This is a genomic window from Streptomyces sp. NPDC013455 (assembly GCF_040632975.1).
Lineage (GTDB): Bacteria > Actinomycetota > Actinomycetes > Streptomycetales > Streptomycetaceae > Streptomyces.
Window position 1 is genome coordinate 130,675 of the sequence record NZ_JBEYCX010000007.1, and the last position, 24,271, is coordinate 154,945.

23 protein-coding genes are annotated in these 24,271 nt (G+C 72.1%); 2 read left to right on the top strand and 21 right to left on the bottom strand.

Annotated elements, in window-relative coordinates:
* Positions 1 to 190: 190 nt before the first annotated feature.
* The 14 genes from ABZ576_RS14125 to ABZ576_RS14190 all read right to left on the bottom strand — a co-directional run bounded on the left by ABZ576_RS14125 (position 191) and on the right by ABZ576_RS14190 (position 10,606).
* Entirely contained in the window at positions 191 to 1,798 is a 1,608-nt protein-coding gene (locus tag ABZ576_RS14125) for a YifB family Mg chelatase-like AAA ATPase (RefSeq protein WP_360739736.1), read from the bottom strand.
* Positions 1,799 to 2,191: a YraN family protein gene (locus ABZ576_RS14130; RefSeq protein WP_360739737.1), complete on the bottom strand. Its 393-nt coding sequence runs from the start codon at positions 2,189 to 2,191 to the stop codon at positions 1,799 to 1,801.
* 76 nt (positions 2,192 to 2,267) lie between these two features.
* Positions 2,268 to 2,576, bottom strand: a complete 309-nt coding sequence (locus ABZ576_RS14135; protein WP_014675276.1) for a DUF2469 domain-containing protein — start codon at positions 2,574 to 2,576, stop codon at positions 2,268 to 2,270.
* Positions 2,577 to 2,632: 56 nt separating this feature from the next.
* Positions 2,633 to 3,142: an NUDIX hydrolase gene (locus ABZ576_RS14140; RefSeq protein WP_360739738.1), complete on the bottom strand. Its 510-nt coding sequence runs from the start codon at positions 3,140 to 3,142 to the stop codon at positions 2,633 to 2,635.
* Between the two features lie 100 nt (positions 3,143 to 3,242).
* Complete coding sequence (gene lepB, locus ABZ576_RS14145; RefSeq protein ID WP_360739740.1) at positions 3,243 to 4,028, bottom strand: signal peptidase I; 786 nt, start codon at positions 4,026 to 4,028, stop codon at positions 3,243 to 3,245.
* 195 nt (positions 4,029 to 4,223) lie between these two features.
* Positions 4,224 to 5,237: a signal peptidase I gene (lepB, locus tag ABZ576_RS14150; protein ID WP_360739741.1), complete on the bottom strand. Its 1,014-nt coding sequence runs from the start codon at positions 5,235 to 5,237 to the stop codon at positions 4,224 to 4,226.
* A complete protein-coding gene (gene lepB, locus ABZ576_RS14155; protein ID WP_360739743.1) occupies positions 5,125 to 6,216 on the bottom strand; it encodes a signal peptidase I in 1,092 nt (363 codons plus the stop codon). Before lepB (ABZ576_RS14155) ends, lepB (ABZ576_RS14150) begins: the two co-directional genes overlap by 113 nt.
* Positions 6,209 to 6,910 (bottom strand): signal peptidase I, encoded by a 702-nt coding sequence (gene lepB / locus ABZ576_RS14160; RefSeq protein WP_360739745.1) that lies wholly within the window; start codon positions 6,908 to 6,910, stop codon positions 6,209 to 6,211. Before lepB (ABZ576_RS14160) ends, lepB (ABZ576_RS14155) begins: the two co-directional genes overlap by 8 nt.
* Before the next feature lie 45 nt (positions 6,911 to 6,955).
* The gene (gene rplS, locus ABZ576_RS14165) at positions 6,956 to 7,306 is read right to left on the bottom strand and encodes a 50S ribosomal protein L19 (protein WP_043504413.1); all 351 of its coding nucleotides are present in this window, start codon (positions 7,304 to 7,306) and stop codon (positions 6,956 to 6,958) included.
* A gap of 135 nt (positions 7,307 to 7,441) precedes the next feature.
* Complete coding sequence (gene trmD, locus ABZ576_RS14170) at positions 7,442 to 8,275, bottom strand: tRNA (guanosine(37)-N1)-methyltransferase TrmD (protein WP_360739747.1); 834 nt, start codon at positions 8,273 to 8,275, stop codon at positions 7,442 to 7,444.
* Entirely contained in the window at positions 8,275 to 8,829 is a 555-nt protein-coding gene (gene rimM / locus ABZ576_RS14175; RefSeq protein ID WP_360739748.1) for a ribosome maturation factor RimM, read from the bottom strand. Before rimM ends, trmD begins: the two co-directional genes overlap by 1 nt.
* Before the next feature lie 82 nt (positions 8,830 to 8,911).
* Positions 8,912 to 9,151: an RNA-binding protein gene (locus tag ABZ576_RS14180; protein ID WP_003973401.1), complete on the bottom strand. Its 240-nt coding sequence runs from the start codon at positions 9,149 to 9,151 to the stop codon at positions 8,912 to 8,914.
* A gap of 5 nt (positions 9,152 to 9,156) precedes the next feature.
* Positions 9,157 to 9,576 carry a 30S ribosomal protein S16 gene (rpsP, locus tag ABZ576_RS14185; RefSeq protein ID WP_030785131.1) on the bottom strand — a complete coding sequence of 140 codons (420 nt, stop codon included), beginning with the start codon at positions 9,574 to 9,576 and terminating at the stop codon, positions 9,157 to 9,159.
* Positions 9,577 to 10,009: 433 nt separating this feature from the next.
* Positions 10,010 to 10,606: a hypothetical protein gene (locus ABZ576_RS14190; protein WP_360739750.1), complete on the bottom strand. Its 597-nt coding sequence runs from the start codon at positions 10,604 to 10,606 to the stop codon at positions 10,010 to 10,012.
* 512 nt (positions 10,607 to 11,118) lie between these two features.
* Between ABZ576_RS14190 and ABZ576_RS14195 the strand changes: the two genes are divergently transcribed.
* Positions 11,119 to 12,000, top strand: a complete 882-nt coding sequence (locus ABZ576_RS14195; RefSeq protein WP_360739752.1) for an SAM-dependent methyltransferase — start codon at positions 11,119 to 11,121, stop codon at positions 11,998 to 12,000.
* Between the two features lie 29 nt (positions 12,001 to 12,029).
* Here ABZ576_RS14195 and ftsH read toward each other — a convergent pair whose 3' ends face one another.
* The 6 genes from ftsH to ABZ576_RS14225 form a co-directional block, all read right to left on the bottom strand.
* Positions 12,030 to 13,970 (bottom strand): ATP-dependent zinc metalloprotease FtsH, encoded by a 1,941-nt coding sequence (gene ftsH / locus ABZ576_RS14200; protein ID WP_360739753.1) that lies wholly within the window; start codon positions 13,968 to 13,970, stop codon positions 12,030 to 12,032.
* Positions 13,971 to 14,060: 90 nt separating this feature from the next.
* Entirely contained in the window at positions 14,061 to 15,611 is a 1,551-nt protein-coding gene (gene ffh, locus ABZ576_RS14205) for a signal recognition particle protein (protein ID WP_360739754.1), read from the bottom strand.
* An 84-nt stretch (positions 15,612 to 15,695) separates the two neighbouring features.
* Positions 15,696 to 18,185 (bottom strand): [protein-PII] uridylyltransferase, encoded by a 2,490-nt coding sequence (locus ABZ576_RS14210; RefSeq protein WP_360739755.1) that lies wholly within the window; start codon positions 18,183 to 18,185, stop codon positions 15,696 to 15,698.
* A gap of 43 nt (positions 18,186 to 18,228) precedes the next feature.
* Complete coding sequence (locus ABZ576_RS14215) at positions 18,229 to 18,567, bottom strand: P-II family nitrogen regulator (RefSeq protein WP_030990174.1); 339 nt, start codon at positions 18,565 to 18,567, stop codon at positions 18,229 to 18,231.
* The gene (locus ABZ576_RS14220; RefSeq protein WP_360739756.1) at positions 18,564 to 19,904 is read right to left on the bottom strand and encodes an ammonium transporter; all 1,341 of its coding nucleotides are present in this window, start codon (positions 19,902 to 19,904) and stop codon (positions 18,564 to 18,566) included. Before ABZ576_RS14220 ends, ABZ576_RS14215 begins: the two co-directional genes overlap by 4 nt.
* A gap of 330 nt (positions 19,905 to 20,234) precedes the next feature.
* Positions 20,235 to 21,713 (bottom strand): hypothetical protein, encoded by a 1,479-nt coding sequence (locus ABZ576_RS14225; RefSeq protein ID WP_360739757.1) that lies wholly within the window; start codon positions 21,711 to 21,713, stop codon positions 20,235 to 20,237.
* 457 nt (positions 21,714 to 22,170) lie between these two features.
* On the opposite strand from ABZ576_RS14225, the gene ABZ576_RS14230 reads away from it, so the two are divergent.
* On the top strand, positions 22,171 to 22,827 hold the full coding sequence (locus ABZ576_RS14230) for a bifunctional DNA primase/polymerase (RefSeq protein ID WP_360739758.1): 657 nt from the start codon (positions 22,171 to 22,173) through the stop codon (positions 22,825 to 22,827).
* 88 nt (positions 22,828 to 22,915) lie between these two features.
* Here the strand turns inward: ABZ576_RS14230 and ftsY are convergent, their stop codons facing one another.
* Positions 22,916 to 24,118 (bottom strand): signal recognition particle-docking protein FtsY, encoded by a 1,203-nt coding sequence (gene ftsY / locus ABZ576_RS14235; RefSeq protein WP_360739760.1) that lies wholly within the window; start codon positions 24,116 to 24,118, stop codon positions 22,916 to 22,918.
* Between the last annotated feature and the right edge of the window lie 153 nt (positions 24,119 to 24,271).

The following is a 24,271-nucleotide window of genomic DNA, read 5'->3' on the forward strand; positions in this document are numbered from 1 at the left end:
CTCCCGCGGGCACCGACGGCGGACCGCTCGCCGAACCCCGTCTTGGCCGCGTCGCGCCCTCCGGCCGCCCGGCACGGTGGTGTTCCGGGCGGGCTCGCGCTGCCGCGGGCGCCTACACCGGGTGCCCTGCCGGGCCCTGCCAGGGGCCGGTCGTCGCCGGGGCCCGCGCGGCGGCGGGCCCTGTCGCCGCTCACCTGCCGATTCCTTCCAGGAGCGCACCGCGGCGGACGCCGGTGCGCAGTTCCAGGGCCCAGTTGACGTCGTTCGCCGAGGGCCGGTCGCGGCCGCCGAGGTCGGCGAGGGTCCAGGCGACCCGGAGGACGCGGTCGAGGCCGCGGGCGGTGAGCAGGCCGCGGTCCAGGTCCTCCTCGGCCTTGGTGAGCGCTCCGGGCTGCACGTGCCAGCGGGTGCGCAGTTCGTGCCCGGGGACCTCGCTGTTCGTGCGCCAGGGCAGTCCCTCGTAGCGTCGGGCAGCCCGTTCCCGGGCGAGCCGGACACGGTCGGCCACGACGGCCGTCGGCTCTGTACCGGTATGCATCCGCAGCAGCTCGGCCCTGGCGACCGGCTCCACGGTGACCCGCAGGTCCACTCGGTCCATCAGGGGGCCCGAGAGCCGGGCGCGATAGCGCTTGATCGAGGACGGCCTGCACTCGCAGATGTCGTCGCCTCGTCCGTGCCGTCCGCACGGGCACGGGTTGGCGGCCAGGACCATGAGGAATCTGGCCGGCATCCGCAATATCCCCGCCGCTCGGGCGATCACCACGTGGCCGGACTCCAGCGGCTGGCGCAGTGCGTCGAGGACGCTGCTGTGGAATTCGGCGGCCTCGTCCAGAAAAAGCACCCCGTGGTGAGCCAGGGACGCCGCGCCGGGCCGTGGCAGACCGTTGCCGCCGCCCACGAGCGAGGCCATGGTCGCGGAGTGATGAGGTGCGCAGTACGGTGCCCGGTCGACCAGGGGATGGCCGGCGGGGAGCAGGCCGGCCACCGAGTGGACCGCCGTGACCTCCAGGGACTCGGTCCGGCTCAGTTCGGGCAGGAGCCCGGGGAGCCGCTCGGCGAGCATCGTCTTGCCGGCGCCGGGCGGGCCCTTGAAGAAGACGTGGTGCCGGCCGGCCGCCGCGACCTCCAGCGCCGCCCGCGCCATGTGCTGACCTGCGACGTCGGACAGGTCGGGGGTGTGCCCGCCGGCGGCCCCCGTGCCCAGCCCGGACCCGGGCAGGGCGAGACCGGCGAGGAAGGGGTCGGGGCGGATGTCCCCGGGCACGGGCTCCTCGTCGGGCACCGGTTCGTCGGTGAGCACGGCGATCAGTTGGCGCAGGCTTCGTACACCGAGCACCGACACGCCCGGCACCAGTGAGGCCTCGGGCACCGCCGACTCGGGGACGACGACCTGTTCGTATCCCGCGTCGGCCGCGGCGAGGACCGCCGGCAGGATGCCCCGGACGGGCCGGACCCGGCCGTCCAGGCCCAGCTCTCCGATCATGACGATGTCGGCGAGCACGCGGGGGTCGATCCGCTCGGCCGCGCCGAGGACCGCCGCCGCGACGGCCAGGTCGAAGCCGCTGCCGCTCTTGGGCACGGACGCGGGGCTCAGACCGACGGTGAGTTTCTTCGACGGCCAGGCCGCGCCCGAGTTCACCACCGCCGCCCGCACCCGGTCACGGCTCTCCGTCAGGCTCTTGTCGGGGAGGCCGACCAGGGTGAAGGCCGCTACGCCGGGTTCGAGGTCGGCCTGGACCTCGACGACCACGCCTTCGACGCCGGCCAGGGCCACCGAGCACGTACGGGCGAACGCCATTCAGGCCACCCCCCGTGCGTGCTCGACGGCCGGGGCGCCGCGCAGGGGCAGGAGGACGCCGACGAGGTCGATGCGGACGCCGCCCGGCGGTGCGCCGCCGTGGGCCTGGATCCAGTGCTCGGCGAGTTCCCGGAGCCTCGCCGCCTTCTCGGGGGTCACGGCGGCCATCGGGTGTTCGTAGCCACCGCCCCGGCGGGTCTTCACCTCGCAGACGACGAGCGCGTCACCGTCGCGCGCCACGATGTCGATCTCGCCGGACCGTCCACAGCGCCAGTTGCGCTCCAGGATCGTCATGCCGGCCTCGGCGAGCCGCCGGGCGGCCAGGTCCTCGCCGTACCTGCCGAGTGCCTCTCGTGCGTTCATGTCGGCACCACCTCCGGCGCCAACCGTCACGCATCCCGCCCCAAGTTGTTGATCTTGGTGCACTACCCGGCGGTTGTGGAAAACTCCTTCACCCGGGCGGGTGGCGTCAGCCGCCCGGCAGCTCCAGGTCGCTCTTGTTGAGCTCCTCGATATTCACGTCCTTGAACGTGAGTACCCGGACCTGCTTGACGAAGCGAGCCGGCCGGTACATGTCCCAGACCCAGGCGTCGGCCATGGTCACCTCGAAGAACACCTCACCCTGGACCGAGTGCACCTGCATCTCGTAGTCGTTGGTGAGGTAGAAACGCCGCTCGGTCTCGATCACGTATTTGAACAGACCGACGACATCTCGGTACTCCCGGTAGAGCTTCAGCTCCATCTCGGTCTCGTACTTCTCGAGGTCCTCGGCGCTCATGGCATGTTCCCCTTCAGCCGTGCGATCCCCCCATTGTGCGCCAGTTCCACACGCCCTCAGACGATTTCCGTGTCGAGGGTCACGGGCCTGGCCGGGGGACCTTCGACGAGCAGCGTGCGCAGCAGCTCGGCGAGTCTGGTCGGATACACCGTCTCATGTGCCCGGGTCAGTTCCCGACACGTCCACCAGCGCGCTCCGGCGACACTGCGCCGTTCCAGTTCCGTCAGCGCCGTCGCGGCGGTGACCGTCTGCGTCGTACGGGCCAGGTAGTACCACTCGTCCTGGTCCCAGCGGCGGCCCGCGAACGGGAACGAGCACCGCCGCCGCCAGAGCACGGGGCCGAGTTCGACGTCGGTGATGCCGGTCTCCTCGGCGAGTTCCCGCAGCGCGGCCTCCTCGCGCGTCTCGTCGCCTTCGACACCGCCACCCGGCGTGAACCACCAGTCGTCGGCCGGGTCGTCCGGCTCGTGGCCGTGCAGGAGCAGGATGCGGTCCGCGGGGTCGAGGAGCACGACCCGGGCCACCTTCCGCAGACCGCCCCCGCCCTCACCCCCGGACGACTCCACGGCCGCCTTCCGCGATGCGCCCCCGCCCCCGGACGACTCCTCGGCCACCTTCCGCGATGCGCCCCCGCCCTCGGACGACTCCTCGGCCGGACGCGCGGTGTCAGCGGGCACCGGCCGCCTCCGGGCGGGCGGTGCGGGCGCGGGAACGGCTCACGCGGGCGGCGATCGGGCCGTAGGCACCGCCGCCGAGGACCAGGACCGCGCCGGCCACGACCAGCACCTCGATCACGGGCAGCGGACCGGGTGCGGAGAGGGTGCCCAGCGTCTCGAAGCCGGTGGGGCGCTCCAGCATGCCCTTCCAGGGCCAGACGACGGCGTCGACGCGGGCCGAGACGGCCCTGCGGGAGACGGTGCCCTGGGCCGCGTCCGTGAGGTGGGCGGTGGAGTCGAGCGAGCCCTGGCGTTCGTCGCCGAGGAGGAAGAGACGGCCCTCGGGCACGGTCACCGTGCCGAAGTTCTTGATCCCGGCCAGGCTGCCCTCGGGAAGGTACGGCTCGTCGATCCGCTTGCCGTTGACGGTCAGCTTGCCGTCGGTGCAGCAGGCGACGGTGTCGCCGCCGACCGCGACCACGCGCTTGACCACCTTGGCGTTGTCGACCCAGGTCTTGTCCTCGAAGACGACCACGTCACCGCGGCGCACCTCGTCGCCGTCGACCCGCTGGGCCAGAACCCGGTCACCGGCGTCGATCGTGGGGGTCATGGAGCTGGTGGGCACGGTGTACGGGCGGTAGACCACCGCTCCCCAGGCGAAGCCGCCGAGGAACAGCACCAGGCCCAGCGCCACGGCCAGTCCGGACAGCCGCTGCCCGAGACGGCCGCCGCCGGCCCGTGCCGTACCGGTGCCGCCGCCCTGCGGGGCCGTACGCGTCATGCTCTCGCCACCCATGGATCCGCACCCTACCCGGCGGTACCGGACGGGGGCAGTCCCTCTTTCCGCGGGGACGCCGGTTCCACGTCCCGCGACGGCCTCCTCGCGGACGGCTGCGGGCAGGACCCACGGCGGCCGGGCCGGAGCCGGGCCGGGGCCGAGCCGCCGCGCCGCACCGCGCCGCACCGCCCCGCGCCGCCCCCGAGCCTCAGGTCAGCGGCGGTCGCCGGACGGCTTGCGCGCGGCCTCGGTGTCGAGCCGGTGCGGGCGCCTGCGCCGCCACACCGCCACCGGCAGGAGCACGGCGAGGGCCGCGCCCTGCGGGGCCGTGGTCAGGGACGCGGCGGCGGAGGGCTGCTGGTCCAGGCCGGGCTGGTCGAAGGTGTCCGGGACCGGCAGGGTGCCCCAGCGGTTGATCGGCCAGGCCTTGACGATCGCACGGCCGACGACCTTGTCGACCGGGACCATGCCGTGGTTCTTGTCGGACTGGTTGTAGCGGGAGTCACGGGAGTTCTGGCGGTGGTCGCCCATCACCCAGATGTGGCCCTCGGGGACCTTGACCTTGAACTGACCGCCCTGGTCGTCCACGCTGCACGGCGTGTTGCCCGGGTAGACGTACGGCTCGTTCAGCGCCTTGCCGTTGACCTTCAGCGGGCCGCTGCCCTTGCACTCGATGGTGTCGCCACCGACCCCGACCACCCGCTTGATCAGGTCCTTCTCCTCCGCGGACGGCATCAGGCCGATCCAGCTGAGGACCTTCTGCACCGGGTTCGGGTTCGGCGTCGGCTCGCCCGCCAGCCAGTTGTCGGGGTCGTGGAAGACGACGACCTCGCCGCGCTCGGGCTCGGAGCCGAACCACGGGGTGAGCTTGTCGACCAGGACGCGGTCGCCCTGCTGGAGGGTGTTCTGCATCGAGTCGGAAGGGATCGAGAACGCCTGCACCAGGAACGTCTTGATCAGCAGCGCCAGGACCAGCGCGATGCCGATCAGGATCGGCAGCTCCTTCCAGAAGGAGCGCGCCTTCCCCGGCCGGAGCGCCGCCGCGCCCGCGTCCGGGCCGTCACCGACCGCTCCCTGCTCGCCCTCAGGCGTGTCCTCGTCGCCCGCGGCCCGGTCATTCCCGGAGGTCATGGCGCCGTCCGGTACGGGAACGTCCGGTTCCACAGGGTGCCCGCGGTGCTCCTCGCCGTCGTGTCCCGACCGTGCGCCAACCGCCACATCCCCCACGCCAACTCCTAACTCTGTGCCGCCGCCTGCCCCGCATACGACGCAGGCCCACCACTCCCATAACGAGCGGGAGTTCCGCAGGGGTCGGGAGGTGGGTCGTTCCGTTCGGATCCTCGGAGGCAACCCTATGCGACGGCCGGGGAGCAGCGGCCGTCCCCGGCGCCGAGTCGCCGACGCTTGCGAAGGTTTTAGGTTCTTCCAGGCGCGTCCAGTGGCCGACCGGCCAGCCGATGAGCATGGCCCGGCCGACCACCGATTTCTCGGAGACCGTGCCGCCGTAGGGCGTGTTCTGGTGGAAGCGGGAGTCGGCGGAGTTGCCCCGGTGGTCGCCCATCACCCACAGCCGGCCCTCGGGGACGGTGATGTCGAAGGGCATGGTGGACGGGACGTCCCCCGGATAGAGGTAGTCGGCTTCGGCGAGCGGTACGCCGTTGACGGTCACCCGGCCCTGGGCGTCACAGCACTTGACGTGGTCGCCGCCGACCCCGATGACCCGCTTGATCAGGTCTTTCTCGTTGTCGGACGGCAGCAGTCCGATGAAGGTGAGCCCTTCCTTGAGCTGCTTGACGACGACCGGGTCGTTCTTCTTGGCCGTCTGCTCGTCCTTGAGCCAGCCGCCCGGGTCGTGGAAGACGACGACGTCCCCCCGCTCCGGCCTGGAGCCGAACCACGGGGTGAGCTTGTCGACCAGCACCCGGTCGCCGATCCGGATCGTCTGTTCCATGGACCCGGACGGGATCACGAACGCCTGGACCAGGAAGGTCTTCAGGACGAGCGCTATCAGGACGGCGACGCCGACCAGCAGGGGGATCTCCCGGACGGCCGACCGCCTGCGCTTGCGCTTCACCTTGCGCTGGAGTTTGCGCCGCTCCGCGCGCGTGCGGCCGCCGCCGGGCGCGGAGGTGCGGCGGACCCCGGTAGGCAGCAGGTCCTCGGCGGGCGTGGCGGGCGCCCCGCGCGGTTTGCCGCGGTTACCCATGGGCGCCCTCCGCCGGGGCGGCGGGCACGCGCGCGTAGGCGGGCGGCCGGGTCAGGCGGGTCGAGTGGCGGTACGGCCACACGATCCAGTCGGCCCGGCCGACGACGTCACCGACGGGGATCATGCCGCCGCCGGGCGAGCCGAGGTGGTCGCGGGAGTCGCTGGAGTCGCTGCGGTGGTCGCCGAGCACGAACAGGCGGCCCGACGGTACGACGACGTCGAAGGGCACGCTGGAGGCAGTGTCCCCGGGATAGAGGAACGCGGTCTCGTCGACCGGCCGGCCGTTCACCTCGATCCGCCCCTTCTGGTCGCAGCAGACCACGTGGTCTCCCCCCACCCCGACCACGCGCTTGATGTAGTCGGCGTTCCCGAAATACCCGGTGCCGTCGAACACAATCACATCGCCGCGGCGTGGCTGAGCACCGAAACGGTACGCCAACTTGTTTACGAGAACGCGGTCCCCGATCCTCAACCCCCGCTCCATGGATCCGCTCGGGATCTGGAACGGCTGCACCACGAACGCGTTGAGGAGCAGCAGGAACGCCAGGCAGACGAAGACGGTGAGGGTGATCCGGCCGCCCGGCAGCCACTCGGTGATCCGCGGCACCAACGCAAAACGCGACCGGCCCTCCTGCCCCGGAGTACCGGGGTGGGAGGAGCGGTCGCGTTCCGTCGGCTGTGCTTCGGTGTCCATCGGAGCAGGATGCTATCCCGCTCCGGTGTGGATCCCGGAGAGCGCTCAGTTCTCGCGCTTCTCCTTGATCTTCGCGGCCTTGCCGCGCAGCTCACGGAGGTAGTACAGCTTGGCGCGGCGCACGTCACCCCGGGTGACCAGCTCGATCTTCTCGACGATCGGGGTGTGCACCGGGAAGGTGCGCTCGACGCCGACGGAGAACGAGACCTTGCGGACCGTGAAGGTCTCGCGGACACCGGAGCCCTGGCGGCGGATCACAACGCCCTTGAACTGCTGCACACGGGAGCGGTTGCCCTCGATGACGCGGACGTGGACGTTGACGGTGTCACCCGGGCGGAAGGCCGGGATGTCGCTGCGCAGCGACGCGGAGTCGACGGAGTCGAGCAGGTGAGACATTTCGTCTGCTTTCTTCGCTGATGCCACAGGTCATCAACGGGAACTAGAGGTTCAAGAGGACTGCCGTGCGGGTCGGTGCGGGCGTCGTGTCCCCCTGTGGCAGGGGCGCACGCCGGACGGGCGCACAACAGCGGTCTATTCTTCCACGCCCGCGGCCCGGCGCCAAAATCGGCCGTACGGCTTCCCGTCCGGGTCCGGTTCCCAGCCCAGGATCGAGAGCATCTCGCGGTCCTTCTTGTCGAAGGCGCCGGGGTCGCAGCGCTCGATCAGGTCGGGCCGGTTGGCCGTCGTACGCTTCAGGGCCTCGTCGCGGCGCCAGCGGGCGATCTTGCCGTGGTGGCCGCTGAGCAGCACCTCGGGGATGTCCCGGCCGCGCCAGACGGGCGGCTTGGTGTAGACGGGCCCTTCGAGGAGGTTGGCCATCGCGCCGGGGGCGAAGGAGTCGTCGCGGTGCGACTCGGCGTTGCCGAGCACACCGGGCAGCAGCCGGGCGACGGCCTCCGTGACGACGAGTACGGCCGCTTCGCCGCCGGCGAGCACGTAGTCGCCGATGGAGACCTCGTAGACGGGCATGCGGGTGGCGTACTCGTCGGTGACGCGCCGGTCGATGCCCTCGTAGCGGGCCGGGGTGAAGATGAGCCAGGGGCGTCCGGACAGCTCGACGGCCAGCTCCTGGGTGAAGGGGCGGCCGCTGGGCGTGGGCACGATCAGCGCCGGGCTCCGGGCGCCGGTCTCGTAGCCGTCGGCGAGGACCGTGTCCAGGGCGTCGCCCCAGGGGTCGGTCTTCATGACCATGCCGGGGCCGCCGCCGTACGGCGTGTCGTCCACCGTGTTGTGCCGGTCGTACGTCCAGCCGCGCAGGTCGTGCACGTGCACGTCCAGCTGCCCGCGCGCGCGTGCCTTGCCGACGAGCGAGACGTTCAGCGGTTCCAGGTACTCGGGGAAGATCGTGACGACGTCGAGGCGCATCAGCTCTCGTCCCCGGAGTCTTCGCGGGCCGACGCGATCTCCGCGCGGTCGTCGATCAGGCCCGGCGGGGGCGCGATGACCGCCTTCTGCTCCGCCAGGTCGATCTCGGTGACGATCTCCTCGACGAAGGGGATCAGCACCTCGGTGCCGTCCGGGCGCTCGACGATGAACAGGTCCTGGGTGGGCAGGTGCGAGATCTCGGTGATCCGGCCGACCTCGGTGCCGTCCTCGGTGACCACGTCCAGGTCGATGAGCTGGTGGTCGTAGTACTCGTCCTCGCCCTCGGGCAGTTCCTCCGGATCGACCTCGGCGATCAGGAGGGTGTTGCGCAGGGCCTCGGCGGCGTTGCGGTCGGTGACGCCCCGGAAGCGCAGGAGCAGGCGGCCGCTGTGCACGCGGCCCGTCTCGATGGTGAGCGGTCCCACGCCGGCGGGATCGGTGGCGAGTACGGCGCCGGGCGCGAGCCTGAGCTCGGGTTCGTCGGTACGCACCTCCACGGTGACCTCGCCCTTGATGCCGTGGGCGCGTCCGATCCGTGCGACTACGAGCTGCACTGTGCTTGATCTCCTGTCATACGACTGCGGGCCGGGGACGGCCCAGTGGCCCTCCCCGGCCCGAGCCGGTTGCGATGAAGCGTCAGCGGACGTGGTCCACGTCGACGAGGTCGACGCGGACACCGCGGCCGCCGATGGCGCCCACGACGGTACGCAGGGCGCGCGCGGTGCGGCCGTTGCGGCCGATCACCTTGCCGAGGTCGTCGGGGTGCACCCGGACCTCCAGCACGCGTCCGCGGCGCAGGTTGCGCGAGGCGACCTGCACATCGTCAGGGTTGTCGACGATGCCCTTCACGAGGTGCTCAAGCGCCTCTTCGAGCATGCTGCTCAGGCCTCGGTCGACTCGGACTCAGCCGCGGCCTCGTCCTTCTTCTCAGCCTTCTTCTTCTGGGTGATCGCCTCACCCTTGCCCTCGTCGTCACCGCCGAGAGCCTCGAACGACGGACGGGCCGGCTTCGGCTCGGCGACGAGCAGCGGCGCGGGAGCCGGCTCGCCCTTGAACTTCTGCCAGTCGCCGGTCTTCTTCAGGATGGCGAGAACGGGCTCGGTCGGCTGGGCGCCGACACCGAGCCAGTACGCCACACGCTCGGCGTCCACCTCGATGACCGACGGGTTGTAGGTCGGGTGGTACTTGCCGATCTCCTCGATGGCCCGGCCGTCACGGCGGGTACGGGAGTCGGCGACGACGATGCGGTAGTGAGGCGAACGGATCTTGCCCAGACGCTTCAGCTTGATCTTGACTGCCACGGGAGTGGGTTCTCCTGGATTTGACGTGGTTGGGCACGGCGAGACGCCGCGTGGGGTTGCGGTACCCGAGTGCCCGATGGACGCGTCAGCCGGAGGAGAGAGGGGTCCTGTGCGGCTGTCGAGTACAGCTAGCCATTGTGCCACACCCCGTGGACCGCTTCCGGCCGAGGGGGTCGGGCGCCCGCAGCTGGGCATGACTCGGCGGCACCCGGCGTGGAGGTGAGGTCACGTCGGGTGCGCCGCCCGGCGCCGTGCGGTCGCCGGCCACGCCCGCCCGTGCCGCCCCGCGGCACGACCGCCCACGGCCGGACGGTCGCCGGACGGGCCGGTGCCCCGCCGCCCCGCGGCACGTCCGCCCCCGCCGGAGGCACGGTGCGGCTGTCGTCGTCCGCGTCCCGGCACCCACGAGATGCCGGACTTCCGCGGTCCGCGACTAGGCCACTCCCACGACCTCCGGGATCCTGAACGGCTTGCCGCAGCCGCCGCAGACGATGGGCGCCTGGGCCAGGACCGACGGGACGACCCGGACGTTGCGGCCGCAGTCGCACACCGCCTTGACGCGGACGCCGCCGCCGGAGGAGCCGTGCCGGGCGGCCGGACCGCGGAAGGTGCGGGAGGTGTCGGCCGAGGTGGCCGCCGTGTGCGCCTTCAGCGCGCGCTGGAGCCGCTCGATGGTCGGGCGGTAGCGCCGCTTCGCCTCGGTGTTGAGCGTGACCAGGGAGAAACCGCTGCTCGGGTGCGGCTCCTCGGGGTGGTCCAGGCCCAGCTCCTCGGCGATGGCCAGGAAACGACGGTTGTGGTACCGGCCGGCCCGGGAGGTGTCGCGGACGCCCCGGGCGGCGGCGATGCCGTGGACTGCCTCATGGAGCAGTCGCTCGAAGGAGAGCTCGTGCCCGCACGCGGACGACGACTCTCCGATCAGGGACTCTGGCGCGGCGAGGTCCGGCAGCTCGGGGTGGTACCGCTGAATGTCGGCCCACGCCTGCGCCAGCTCTGCGGCGAGAACAGGTGGTGTCTGTGTCGTGCTCACGTAATGACAACGAGCGGGAGCTCGAATGTGTTCCTATTCCGGGTCATCCCAAATAATTTGCACGTACCCGTCAGTTGGCACTCATGCGGCCTGACGAGGGCGGGTGCGCTGATCTGCGGAGAAGCCGCACAGCTCCTACCAAGCTGGTGCGTAGTCCGCGCTACGCACCGTTCGTGAGCCCTGGTGCGACGGTGGCCGGTCGCCACGCAAGAGGTGTTTCGGCCGCTCTCGGCGAGCGGTCCCACTGCGGTCAGCGTTCCCGGCGCCGGTGACGTTACCCCCGGTCGCCGCACCCGGCGCCACCGGCCCGCCCCCCGGAGCCGACACCGTACGGCTCCCCAGGTTGCCGGGATGTGAAATCTCGCCACACCGGCCTTCCGACCCCAAGCCAGGGCCCACGACCCCTGGACGGCACCGCGAGCCGGGAGTTACGTGGCATACGTGGGTGCACGGCACGGGGGCCACGCAACCGGGCACAGCGACGAACCGTCGGCGGATTGGGGCGCTTACCTATGACACCTACGCTCGTGCGGCAGCACGTGTCTCACGCGGACTCCGCACCCCGCGTGGACCTGAGCGCACGCGCGCGTGACTGGTCCGAGATCCAGGAGCGGATGCTCGTCCCGCTCTACGAAGCCGTGTACGACCGACTCGACGTGGGCCCCGCCACCCGGCTGCTGGGCCTGCGCTGCGGTTCCGGGCTCGCCCTGCTGATGGCGGCCGCCCGGGGCGCCGCGATCACCGGTGTCGACTCCGCCTCGCCCGAACGGCTCGCCCTCGCGCGCGAGCGTCTGCTGCCGGACCCCGCGCCCGGCGGCACGAGCGGCGGACCCGGCACACGCGCGCGTCCGGCCGTGCGGCTGCTGGACGGCCCGCCCGCGGACGCGGCCGGCGCGCAGCCGGCGCCGTACACCCTGGTGACCGTCTTCGAGCCGGTCGGCAGCCTGGCGGGCGACTCCGAGGGGCTCGGCGAGCTGCTCGCGGGCGCGCTGCCGCGGGCCGCGCGCGGGGCCGCCGTGGTGCTGGCCGGCTGGGGTCCGCCGGAGCGCTGCGCCACCTCCTCGGTGCTGCGGGTGGCGGCGAAGCTGGCCGAGCCGCTGCGCGGGGCCGCCAACTGGCGCCCGGCCCGGCGCGACGACCTGGAGGAGGTCGCCCAGCGGGCCGGGCTGAAACCGGACGGCTCGGGCCGGGTCGCGTGCCCGTTCGGCTACGCCGGCCTCGACAGCGCGGTACGGGGACTGCTGTCGACCGGCCTGTTCGACGCGGCGATCGCGGCGACCGACACCAAGCAGGTCGACAAGGAGCTGACGGAGGCCCTGCACCCGCACCGGCGCCCGGACGGGACCGTGTGGATGCCGAACGTCTTCCGCTACCTCATCGCCCGCGTGCCCTAGGAGCCCGTCCCACCGGTCGTGCAGCGGGCCTACGCGGCGCCGCCGTCCGCTGCGGCGCGGGTGATGCCGGCGATGCGGTAGGCGTCGGCCTCCTCCAGCGTCTCCTGGTCCAGCAGCGCCTGCGCCAGCGCGTCCAGCCGGCCGCGGTGGTCGCGGAGCTTGGTGCACGCCTCCTCGTAGCACGCGTCCACGATCCGCCGCATCTCGTCGGCGATGACGTCCAGGGTCTGCGGCGCCGCCGACAGCCCGTACGCCTGCTGGGCGTCGCTCGGCAGGGCGGAGAGCCGGCCGACGCGTTCGCTCATGCCCCAGCGGCCCACCATGCCGCGCGCGATGTTGGTGACCTGTTCGAGGTCGTTCTCCGCGCCCGTCGTGACGACCCCGTAGACGACGTCCTCCGCCGCCATGCCGCCCAGGGCGCCGATGATGCGCCCGCGCAGATACTCCTCGGAGTGGGCGTAGCGCTCCACCTCGGGCGTGGACATCGTCACGCCCAGGGCCCGGCCGCGCGGCACGATGGTGATCTTGCGGACGGGGTCGGCGCCGGGCTGCAGCATGCCGAGCAGCGCGTGACCGCTCTCGTGGTACGCGGTGCGGCGGCGGTCCTCCTCGGGCATGACCAGGGTGCGCTCGGCGCCCAGCTGCACCTTCTCCAGCGCCTCGGAGAGGTCGGCGCCGGTCACCTGCCGCTGTTTGCGCTTCACCGCCAGCAGAGCGGCCTCGTTGGCGAGATTGGCCAGATCCGCGCCGGTCATGCCCGGGGTCACCCGGGCCAGCTGGGTCAGGTCCACATCGGGCGCCAGGGGGATCTCCCGGGTGTGGATCCGCAGGATCGACTCACGGCCACCGCGGTCCGGCGGGGCGACGTTGACCACCCGGTCGAAGCGGCCGGGACGGGTCAGCGCCGGGTCCAGGATGTCCGCGCGGTTGGTCGCCGCGATGACGATCACGCCCTCGGAGCCGGAGAAGCCGTCCATCTCCGTGAGGATCTGGTTCAGCGTCTGCTCGCGCTCGTCGTGACCGCTCATCGAGGCGCTGCCGCCGCGCGCGCGTCCGATGGTGTCGATCTCGTCGATGAAGATGATCGACGGCGCGACCTTGCGTGCCTCGGCGAACAGCTCGCGGACGCGGGAGGCGCCGACGCCCACGATCATCTCGATGAACTCGGACGCCGAGGCCGAGAAGAACGGCACTCCGGCCTCGCCCGCGACCGCCCGGGCGAGCAGGGTCTTGCCGGTGCCGGGCGGCCCGGCGAGCAGCACCCCGCGGGGCAGCTTCGCGCCCATCTCGCGGTAGACGTCGGGGTGCTCCAGGAAGTCGACGATGTCGTCGAGCTCGCCCTTGACCTCGTCGATGCCGGCGACGTCGGCGAAGGTCGTGCGCTCGGTACCCGGCCGCAGCCCGACCGGTTTGGGCGGCGACCGGCGGCCGAACAGGCCGCCCGCTCCGGGCAGCATCCCGCCGAGCCGCCGCTGCACCAGGATCCACACCACGACCAGGACCGCGATCGGGATCAGGGAGATCAGCACGTTGGCCACGAGGCTGCGTTCCTGCACGACCGGCCGCGCGGTCACCGTCACGCCGTGGCTGCTCAGGTTCTGCCACAGCCGGTCGTCGGCGAAGGCCGGCCGCTGTGTCTTGAACTTGGTGTACTCGCCGCCGCCGTCGGGATCGGCGCGCGGGCTCTTCAGCTGGCCCTGGATCGCGTCGCCCTTGGAGTAGATCGTGGCGACGTTGCCCTCTCCGACCTCTTTGCTGAACTGCGTGTACGAGATCGTCGGCTCGTTGCCCCGGCCGAAGTAGTGCAGCCCGAGGTAGGCCAGGACGAAGACGATCACCGCGGTGGCGAGCAGGCCCCACCACTTGCCGCCGCGGAAGCCGCCGGCGGGCCGCCGGGGCGGCTCGTCCGGTGTGCCCTCGGCGCGCCACGGCTGATCAGGGGCCTTGCGGGGTGGCGCCGCATTGCTCATATCTGGACGTTACGACACCGAGCGGGGCTTGGCACACGCAGAGGGCGCCCCCTGCGGAAGGGAGCGCCCCCGGCGTCGTACGGACGGGCCTCAGCCCATGAACTTCTTGAACTCGTCCGGCAGCTCGAAGTCCTGGCCGCCCTGCTGGCCCGGCAGGCCGAACGCACCGCCCTGCGCGGCGGCCTCGCGGCGCTGCGCCTCCTCCAGCTCCTGCTGCTTGCGCTTCATCGGGTTGCCGGAGCGCTGCTTGCCCTTGGCCTTCTTCTGCTGCTTCTTCTGCCGGCCGGGGCCGCCGCCCATGCCCGGGATCCCCGGCATGCCCGGCATGCCGCCGCCCTGGGCCATGCGGGACATCATCTTGCGGGCCTCGAAGAACCGCTCGACCAGGTTCTTCACCGCGCTGACGTCGACACCGGAACCCCGGGCGATACGGGCCCGGCGGGAGCCGTTGATGATCGTCGGGTCCTGGCGCTCGCCCGGGGTCATCGACTTGATGATCGCGGCGGTGCGGTCGACGTCCCGCTCGTCCAGGTTGGCGATCTGGTCCTTGATCTGGCCCATGCCGGGGAGCATGCCGAGCAGCTTGCTGATGCTGCCCATCTTCCTGACCTGCTCCATCTGGGACAGGAAGTCGTCCAGGGTGAAGTCCTGGCCCTTCTTGGACGCCAGCTTGGAGGCCATCTTCTGGGCCTCTTCCTGGCTGAAGGTCTTCTCCGCCTGCTCGATCAGGGTGAGCAGGTCACCCATGTCGAGGATGCGGGAGGCCATCCGGTCCGGGTGGAACGCGTCGAAGTCGTCCAGCTTCTCGCCGTTCGACGCGAACATGATCGGCTTGCCGGTGATCTGCCGGATCGACAGGGCCGCACCACCGCGGGCGTCACCGTCGAGCTTGGAGAGGACCACGCCGTCGAAGCCGACGCCGTCGCGGAACGCCTCGGCGGTGTTGACGGCGTCCTGACCGATCATGGCGTCGACCACGAAGAGGATCTCGTCCGGCGAGACCGCGTCCCGGATGTCCGCGGCCTGCTGCATCATCTCGGCGTCGATACCGAGGCGGCCGGCGGTGTCCACGATCACGATGTCGTGGACCTTGGACTTCGCGAAGTCGATGGAGTCCTTGGCGACCTTCACCGGGTCGCCGACGCCGTTGCCCGGCTCCGGCGCGTACACCGCGACGCCGGCGCGCTCGGCGACGACGCTCAGCTGGTTGACGGCGTTGGGGCGCTGGAGGTCACAGGCGACCAGCAGCGGCGAGTGGCCCTGCTCCTTCAGCCACCGGCCGAGCTTGCCCGCGAGGGTGGTCTTACCGGCACCCTGGAGACCGGCGAGCATGATCACGGTGGGGGGCTGCTTGGCGAAGCGGAGGCGCCGGGTCTCGCCACCGAGGATGGTGATCAGTTCCTCGTTGACGATCTTCAGAACCTGCTGGGCGGGGTTCAGCGCCTTGGAGACCTCGGCCCCGAGCGCGCGCTCCTTGACGTTCTTGATGAACGCGCGCACGACGGGGAGGGCCACGTCCGCTTCGAGGAGCGCGATGCGGATCTCGCGCGCCGTGGCGTCGATGTCCGCCTCGGAGAGCCGTCCCTTGCCGCGCAGGTTCTTGAAAGTCGCTGACAGGCGATCGGAGAGAGTGTCGAACACGGCGCTCGCGGTCCTCGGGGTCGGTGACGGTCTTCAGGGAATCGCCCTCCAGGGTATCCCGGCGTCGCGGACACCGGGGCAGGGTCATCCGCGAAGCGTCTCCTCCAGCACCCCCGCCAGCGACGCCGCGTCCGGCCCGGGCAGTGGTGCGCCCGCCCCCGTCGTGACGTAGAACGCGTCCACCGCGTTGGAGCCCAGCGTGCTCACGTGCATGCTGCGCACCCGCACGCCCGCCTTCTCCAGGGCCATGCCGATGCGGTGCAGCAGGCCCGGCGCGTCCTGGGCGCGGACCTCGATCACCGTGGCGTGGCGGGAGGCCGCCGGGGCGACCGTGACGCGGGGCGGCGGGGCGAGCCAGCCGCGGCGGCGCGGGTAGGCCGCGTCCCGTTCGGCGAGCCGGCCGGAGATGTCCAGGGATCCGTCCAGGGCGCGGACGAGGTCGGCGCGCAGCCGGGTCGCCTGGGGCAGGGAGCCGTACTCGGCGGCGACCCGCCAGTTGAGCAGGAGGACGGAGCCGTCGCCGTCCACGTCGTCCGGCAGGGGCAGGGCGCGCAGTTCGGCCGTGCGGACGGTGAGGCGGTGGACGGCGAGGACGCCGGCGACGGCGGGCAGGACGGCCGGCTGGTCGGGGACGGCGATGAGGAGTTCGACGCCGAGCGGTTCGGGATCGCCGGACGGCTCCTCGGCGGCGACCGGTTCGGTCTGGGGGCGCAGGGCGAGCACCGGGCCGCCGGTGCGGAAGGCCTCGATGGCGAGGCGCTCCTGCTCGGCGGTGGGCGCGGCCGGCTCGGGCTCGTCGGGCGCGGCCCCGGCGAGGACGGCCGAGACGCGCCGTACGAGGTCGGCGACGAGGGAGCCGCGCCAGGCGGACCAGGCGGCGGGGCCGGTGGCGAGGGCGTCGGCCTCGGTGAGGGCGTGCAGCAGCTCCAGGGTGCTCTGGGTGCCGACGGTCTCGGCGACCGAGCGGACCGTGGCGGGGTCGTCCAGGTCGCGGCGGGTGGCCGTCTCGATGAGCAGCAGGTGGTGGCGGACCAGCAGCGACAGCACGGCCGCGTCCGGCCGGTCGAAGCCGATCCGCGCGGCGACGTCCCGGGCGATGATCTCGCCGGCCACCGAGTGGTCGCCGGGCCAGCCCTTGCCGATGTCGTGCAGCAGGGCGGCGACCAGGAGCAGGTCGGGGCGGCTGACGCGGCGGGTGAGTTCCGAGGCGCGTACGGCGGTCTCGATCAGGTGCCGGTCGACCGTCCAGATGTGGACGGCGTTGCGCTGGGGACGGCAGCGGACCCGTTCCCAGTCGGGGAGCAGGCGGCTGATCAGGCCCTCGGCCTCCAGCGCCTCCCAGACCTCGACCGTGGGACGGCCGGAGCCGAGCAGGGTGACCAGTTGTTCGCGGGCCTCGGCGGGCCAGGGCGTGGCCAGGGGGCCCGCGGTGGCGGCCATACGGCGTACGGCGTGCAGGGAGAGCGGCAGGCCGGCCTGGGCGGCGGCGGCCGCGGCACGCAGCGGGAGCACGGGGTCGCGTTCGGGGCGTGCGGCGCGGGCGAGCACCACCTCGCCGTCCTGCTCGACCACGCCCTCGGCGAGCGGCGACCGTTCCGTGACCGGTTTCCCGTCGCCCGCCACCGCCCTCCGGAGGAAGTCGCCGCGCTCGCGGGCCAGTTTGCGCAGCCGCGGCCGGACGGCGCGCGAGCGCAGGACCCGTCCCACTTCGCGCCAGGTGACGTCACTGGCGTACGCGATCACGCGCGCCGCTTCGTAGACCTGCCGCAGCAGGGTGTCGGCGTCGAGCAGTCCGAGCCCGGCGGCCACCTGGTCCTGCTCCTGGAGGGCGAGCCGGTCGGTGGCGCGGCCGGTGGCCAGGTGCAGGGCGTCCCGTACGTCGAGCAGCCGGCGGCGGGCGTCGGCGAGGCCCTCGCGCGGGGCGTCGGCGAGCCAGGAGGCGGCGACGGCGCGCAGCGCGGTGGCGTCCCGCAGGCCGCCCCGGGCCTCCTTCAGGTCGGGTTCCAGCAGGTAGCGCAGCTCGCCCTGGCGCGCGGCGCGCTCGGCGCACAGTTCCTGGAGTTCGGGGAGGCGTTGGGGTGCCTTGTTGCGCCAGTCGGCGAGGGCGGTGGCGCGCAGCCCGGCGGTGAGGCTCGCGTCGCCGGCGAGATGGCGGGCGTCCAGCAGGCCGAGGTGGACCTTGAGGTCCTCGCCGGCCGTCTTGTGGGCCTCGGCGGGGGTGCGGACGGAGTGGTCGAGGGCGAGGCCCAGGTCCCAGACGGGGTACCAGAGCCGGTCGGCGAGGGCGGCGACCGCGCCGGCGTCGGAGCCGTCGTGCAGCAGGACGAGGTCGAGGTCGCTGCGCGGGGACAGTTCCCCGCGGCCGTAGCCGCCGACGGCGACGAGCGAGACGCCGGTCGCCGAGCCGGCCGCCGCGGTGAACAGTCCGGCGAGCCAGTCGTCGGTCAGTTCGGCGAGGGCGGTACGGCGCGGCGGCCCGGACCGCGTCTCCTCGGTGAGGAGGCGCAGCCGGGCCGCCGCGTAGCCGCCGGGTCCCGAGTCTTCCGTCTCTTTGCGCACATCCGTACCCGTCACCCGGCGACTCCTGTTCCGTTTCCCCCGACTCGATTGTGCTGCGTCAGAGCGCGTCAGGCCCGCGCTCGCCCGTGCGGACCCGTACGGCGGTCTCGACCGGCAGGGACCAGACCTTGCCGTCACCGATCTTGCCGGTGCGGGCCGCCTTGACGATGACCTCGATCAGCTGCTCGGCGTCGTCGTCCTCGGCGAGGACCTCGATGCGGATCTTGGGGACGAGGTCGACCGTGTACTCGGCGCCGCGGTAGACCTCGGTGTGGCCGCGCTGCCGGCCGTAGCCGCTGGCCTCGGTGACCGTGAGGCCGTGGACGCCGAAGGCCTGCAGGGCTTCCTTGATCTCGTCGAGCCGGTGCGGCTTCACGACGGCGGTGATGAGCTTCATGCGTCCACCTTCCGGGTCTGGGCGGCGGCCAGGGACGGGGCGGCGAGGGTGCCGGCGACACCGCCGCCAGCGCCGCTGAAGTCGTATGCGGTCTCGGCGTGCTCGGCCTGGTCGATGCCGGAGATCTCCTCGTCCTCGGTGACCCGCATGCCGAGGGTCTTGTCGAGCAGGAGGGCGAGGACGGCGGAGGCGACCAGGGAGTAGGCGAGGACCGCGAAGACCCCGGCGCACTGCTTCCAGAGCTGGTCCCAGCTGTGGTCGCCGTAGAAGACGCCCGTGGCGGCGGACTGGCCCTTGCCGGTGGCGAAGAAGCCGACCAGCAGGGAGCCGATGATGCCGCCGACCATGTGGACGCCGACGACGTCGAGGGAGTCGTCGTAGCCGAAGCGGAACTTCAGGCCGACGGCCGCGGCGCAGGCGACACCGGCGATGGCGCCGACGGCGATGGCGCCGAGCGGGGAGACCGCGCCGCCGGACGGGGTGATGGCGACCAGGCCGGCGACCGCGCCGGAGGCGGCGCCGAGCGTGGTGGACGCGCCGTGCCGGATCTTCTCGTAGGCGAGCCAGGCCAGCATGGCGGCGGCCGTCGCCACCTGGGTGTTGACGAACATCAGCGCGCCGACGCCGTCGTCGTTGCCGAGCCAGGAGCCCGCGTTGAAGCCGAACCAGCCGAACCACAGCAGCCCGGCGCCGAGCATGACCAGCGGGAGGCTGTGCGGGCGCATCGGGTCCCTCTTGAAGCCGACGCGCTTGCCGATGACGAGGATGACGCCGAGGGCCGCCGCACCCGCGTTGATGTGGACCGCCGTACCGCCCGCGAAGTCGATCACGCCGAGCTTGTAGGCCCAGCCGTCGGCGCCCCAGACCCAGTGGGCGACCGGGAAGTAGACGATCGTGGCCCACAGCGCGATGAACAGGGACCACGCGGAGAACTTGACGCGGTCCGCGAGGGCGCCGCTTATCAGGGCCGGCGTGATGATCGCGAACATCAGCTGGAAGACCATGAAGACGAAGACGGGGATGGTGTAGCCGTCCCAGAGCTCCGTCAGGCCGATGTCGCTGAGGCCGAGCCAGTCGGGGTTCCAGCCGATGAGGCTGTTGTGCGTGCCGAAGGCGAGGGAGAAGCCGTAGAGCACCCAGAGGATGGTGACGATCCCCAGGCTGATGAAGCTCATCATCAGCATGTTCAAGGTGCTCTTGACCCGGACCATGCCTCCGTAGAAGAAGGCCAGGCCCGGGGTCATGAGCATCACCAGGGCGGAACAAATGAGCATGAAGCCTGTGTTGGCGGACGACAGCTTGGGTGCGTCCGCCGCAAGCATGATGGCTGGTGCCATCGGCGTCTCCTCGTCGGTTGGTGCGGCCCCGTGCGGGCGGTGCCTGAGCGGTCCGGTCGGGGTGAGGGGTGGGCCGGTTATGCGCCACGAGATTGGCGCAGCGCGGTTTCGGTGGAAGCCCCTCGTTGTTTCGCCGGGGTGACGAAGGCGCTCTGTGTGTTACGCGTCGGTGAAGTGCGAGATGTCCGGCCGCGCGATCGTTATCGTGGCGCAACCTTCCGAGGAGAAGGAGAACCGGCCGCGGCGGCCTCTCGATGACCTGGCATGGGGGAGCCGAGTCGGGCAGTTCGGGAGGACCGGCCGCGGCCGGGGCCTGGGTGCCGGTGCGGGTCAGCCCGCCTCGGCGGCCTCCGGCAGGTCGACGGCGAGCTGCTCGGAGAGGGCGACGACGGCGGCGACGTCGCCGTGGTCGCGCACGGCCGTGTCGACCGTCTTTCGGATACGAGTGTTCACACGCTCGGAGCGGACCTTCTTGGCGATCTCCATGGCGCGTACGGCATAGGCCGTGCTCTCCTCCGGCTCGCGCTGGAGCAGGTGGACGGTGGCCATGCCGATGAGGTTGAGCGCGTACGACCGCTGGTGCTCGGAGTCCTCGGCGAACTTCTCCACCGCCTTGCGCATCAGCGGCTCGGCGAGGGAGGCGTAGGTCGGGCTGCGGCCGGCGACGTAGGCGAGGTCGCGGAAGGAGTGGGAGTTCTCGCCGTACAGCTCGGCCTCGGAGAAGAAGCGGATCCAGTCGGGGTCCGGCTCGTCCCACTCGTCGACCTCGGCGAAGGTGTCCTCGGCCATGCGGACGGCGCGCTTGGTCTTGCCGGGCTGGCCCATGTTGGCGTAGGCACGCGCCTCCATCGCATACAGCATCGACTGGGTGCGCGGGCTGGCGCAGTCACGGCTGCCGTACTGGGCGAGGTGGATCAGCTCCAGGGCGTCCTCGGGCCGGCCGAGATGGATCATCTGGCGGCTCATGCTGGAGAGGATGTAGGAGCCGAGCGGCTTGTCGCCGGCTTCCTTGGCCGCGTGCAGCGCGAGCACGAAGTACTTCTGCGCGGTGGGCTGGAGGCCGACGTCGTACGACATCCAGCCGGCCAGTTCGGCCAGTTCGGCGGCGACCTGGAACAACGTGCGGGTGGTGGCCTCGGGCTGGGGTTCCTGGAGCAGGTCGGTCACCTCGTGCAGCTGGCCGACGACCGCCTTGCGGCGCAGGCCGCCGCCGCACTGGGCGTCCCACTGGCGGAACATGCGGGTGGTGGACTCCAGCAGGTCCAGCTCGGGCCGGGAGAGCCGGCCCGGACGGCGCGTGTCCAGGGCGGACGCGGGCTCGGGCGGGGCCGGGGAGCCCGGGGCGGGCACGAGCCAGCGCTGCATGGGCTCGATGAGGGAGGGGCCGGCGGAAAGGGCGAGCGAGGTGCCGAGGAAGCCGCGCCGGGCGAGCATCAGGTCGCTGCGTGAGAACTCGCCGAGCAGGGCGATCGTCTGCGGGCCGGTCCATGGCAGGTCGACGCCGGAGGCGGCGGGTGACTGGCGGGCGGCGCGCAGGCCGAGGTCCTCGATGGAGACGACACAGCCGAAGCGCTCGGAGAACAGCTCCGAGAGGATGCGCGGGATCGGCTCGCGCGGGTTCTCCCCGTCCAGCCAGCGGCGCACCCGCGAGGTGTCGGTGGAGATGTGGTTGGCACCCAACTGGCGTGCCCGGCGGTTCACTTGGCGGGCCAGCTCGCCCTTGGACCAGCCGCTGCGCACGAACCACGAGCCGAGCAGCTCGTTGGGGCGCTTGTCAGCGTTCGTCCCGCTACCGCCGTTGCCGCCCACTGGAACGCCCCCATCCCTGAGACCACTTGTCGTCCGATGCGCCAAGCCCTATCAGAATGCCGGTCAATACGGCCTCCCGTCCGCCGGTTCTCACCCTTCGAACGAGTTGACGACTTGCCTCCGGCATACCCACGAGTGCATGTGCCCCGGGGACTCGCACACTCACAGTAATCCTACGATCACCCGTCCAGCCACGGGGATCCCGGAAACGCCACCATTCGCCACCCCTTCGAATGAACTCACGGAGGGTGACGCGCGATTCACTTGACATGGGACGGCCAGAAGGAGGCGGAGTGACGCACTCAAGGGCGCGCGCGCCGCGGTGAGCCACCTCGCACACCCCAAGGCGCCGCTTTGCCCCGCCGGAGCGACGGGAAAGCGGAGCCGTAGCGTTACGTTCCGTTTCCGTCTCGCTCCGTGGCGTAACCACCGGCGCACTGGACCCGTTGGAGGGGGCATGGGCTTCACGATCGGCGGCATCCGCGAGATCCGTTCCGGCACGCGTCGGCGCGGCCGTTCCGGGGAGTGCACCGCCGTCGCCGAGTTCACCGGGCTGTGGGGCTGGGACGTGGTGCCGGGGGCGCGGGCCTCCGGCGGCGCCTGTTCGTGCGGGCGGTCCGGCTGCCCGGCGCCGGGCGCGCATCCGCTGGACTTCGCCCCGGTGGTGCCGGCCGGGGCCACGCTGGACGAGGTGACCAAGGCCTGGTCCGAGTTCCCGGGCGCCTCCGTGATGCTGCCGGTCGGCCAGGCGTTCGACGTCATCGAGGTCTCGGAGCCGGCCGGCCGGCGCGCCCTGCTCCGGCTGGAGCGGATGGGCCTGCCGCTCGGCCCGGTGGCCGCGACGCCCGACGGCCGCGCCCACTTCCTGGTCGCCCCCGGCGCCGCCGCCGGCCTCCCCCGGCTGCTCTACCGCATGGGCTGGGACGACCCGGCCGCCCTCGACCTGCGCGGCCTCGGCCCCGGCAGCCACATCACCGCGCCGCCCTCCGACCGGGGCGGTCTGGGCCCGGTGCGCTGGCTGCGTCCCCCGGCGCTGGACTCGGCGACGCGGCCGCCGGCGGCGCGGCTGCTGCTGGGCACGCTCGCGTACGTGGCCCACCGGTCGCGCGCGTAACCGCGCCGGACACGACGAAGCTCCCGTCCCCGACTGCACCTCGGGGGCGGGAGCTTCCCGCCGGGCGCCCGCGGGCGGGCGCGGCGGCTCAGTCGCCGATCAGGGCGTCCACGAACGCCTCCGGCTCGAACGGGGCGAGATCGTCCGCGCCCTCGCCGAGTCCGACCAGCTTGACCGGCACGCCCAGCTCGCGCTGGACCGCGACCACGATGCCGCCCTTCGCCGTGCCGTCCAGCTTGGTCAGCACGATGCCGGTGATGTCCACGACCTCGGCGAACACACGGGCCTGCACGAGGCCGTTCTGGCCGGTGGTGGCGTCCAGGACGAGCAGCACCTCGTCCAGCGGCGCGTGCTTCTCGACCACGCGCTTGACCTTGCCCAGCTCGTCCATGAGACCGGTCTTGGTGTGCAGCCGGCCGGCGGTGTCGATGAGGACGACGTCGACCCCCATCTCCTTGCCTTCCTTGACCGCGTCGAAGGCGACGGAGGCGGGGTCACCGGCCTCCGGTCCGCGCACGGTGTGGGCGCCGACGCGCTCGCCCCAGGTCTGGAGCTGGTCGGCGGCGGCGGCCCGGAAGGTGTCCGCGGCGCCGAGGACGACCGTGCGGCCGTCGGCGACGAGCACGCGGGCGAGCTTGCCGGTGGTGGTGGTCTTGCCGGTGCCGTTGACGCCGACGACCATCACGATGCCGGGCTTGCGGTCCTCGGGCTCGGTCCTCACCGTGCGGTCGACGTCGGTGCCGACCAGCGCGAGCAGTTCCTCGCGCAGCAGGCCGCGCAGTTCTTCGGGGGTGCGGGTGCCGAGCACCCTGACGCGTTCGCGCAGGCGCTCGACCAGCTCCTGGGTGGGCTGCACACCGACGTCGGCGGTGAGCAGCGTGTCCTCGATCTCCTCCCAGGTGTCCTCGTCCAGGTGCTCCCGGGAGAGCAGGGTGAGCAGGCCCTTGCCGAGGGCGTTCTGCGAGCGGGACAGGCGGGCGCGCAGCCGGATCAGCCGGCCCGCGGTGGGCTCCGGGACCTCGATCGGCGGAACCTCGACAACGGGGGGCTCCTCGACGGCGACCGGTGCGGGGCCGCCTGGGAGATCCACCTCCTCGATCGTCCGGCGCGGTTCGTCGCGCGGCGTCTCGGCCTCGTCGCCGACGTGCGGCTCGGCCGGGGGCGCGGTGATGTCGGGCGCCTTCGGGGGCGGCGGGGGCAGCGGCTTGCGGCGCCGGCTGCCGACCAGAAGCCCGCCGAGCGCCGCGAGCACGACCACGGCGATGACTACAGCAAGGATGACGGTTTCCATAACCCGACCAGTATCGGCCATGGGGTTCTCCGGAGCCCCGTTTGTGCCTTCATCCGAGAGACAAACACCCCGTAATACGAGGACTCGGAGCAAAGTACGATGGTGGGGCGTCTATCCACGCGCGTAGAGTCCGATCGTCCGCTGTCCCCCCAC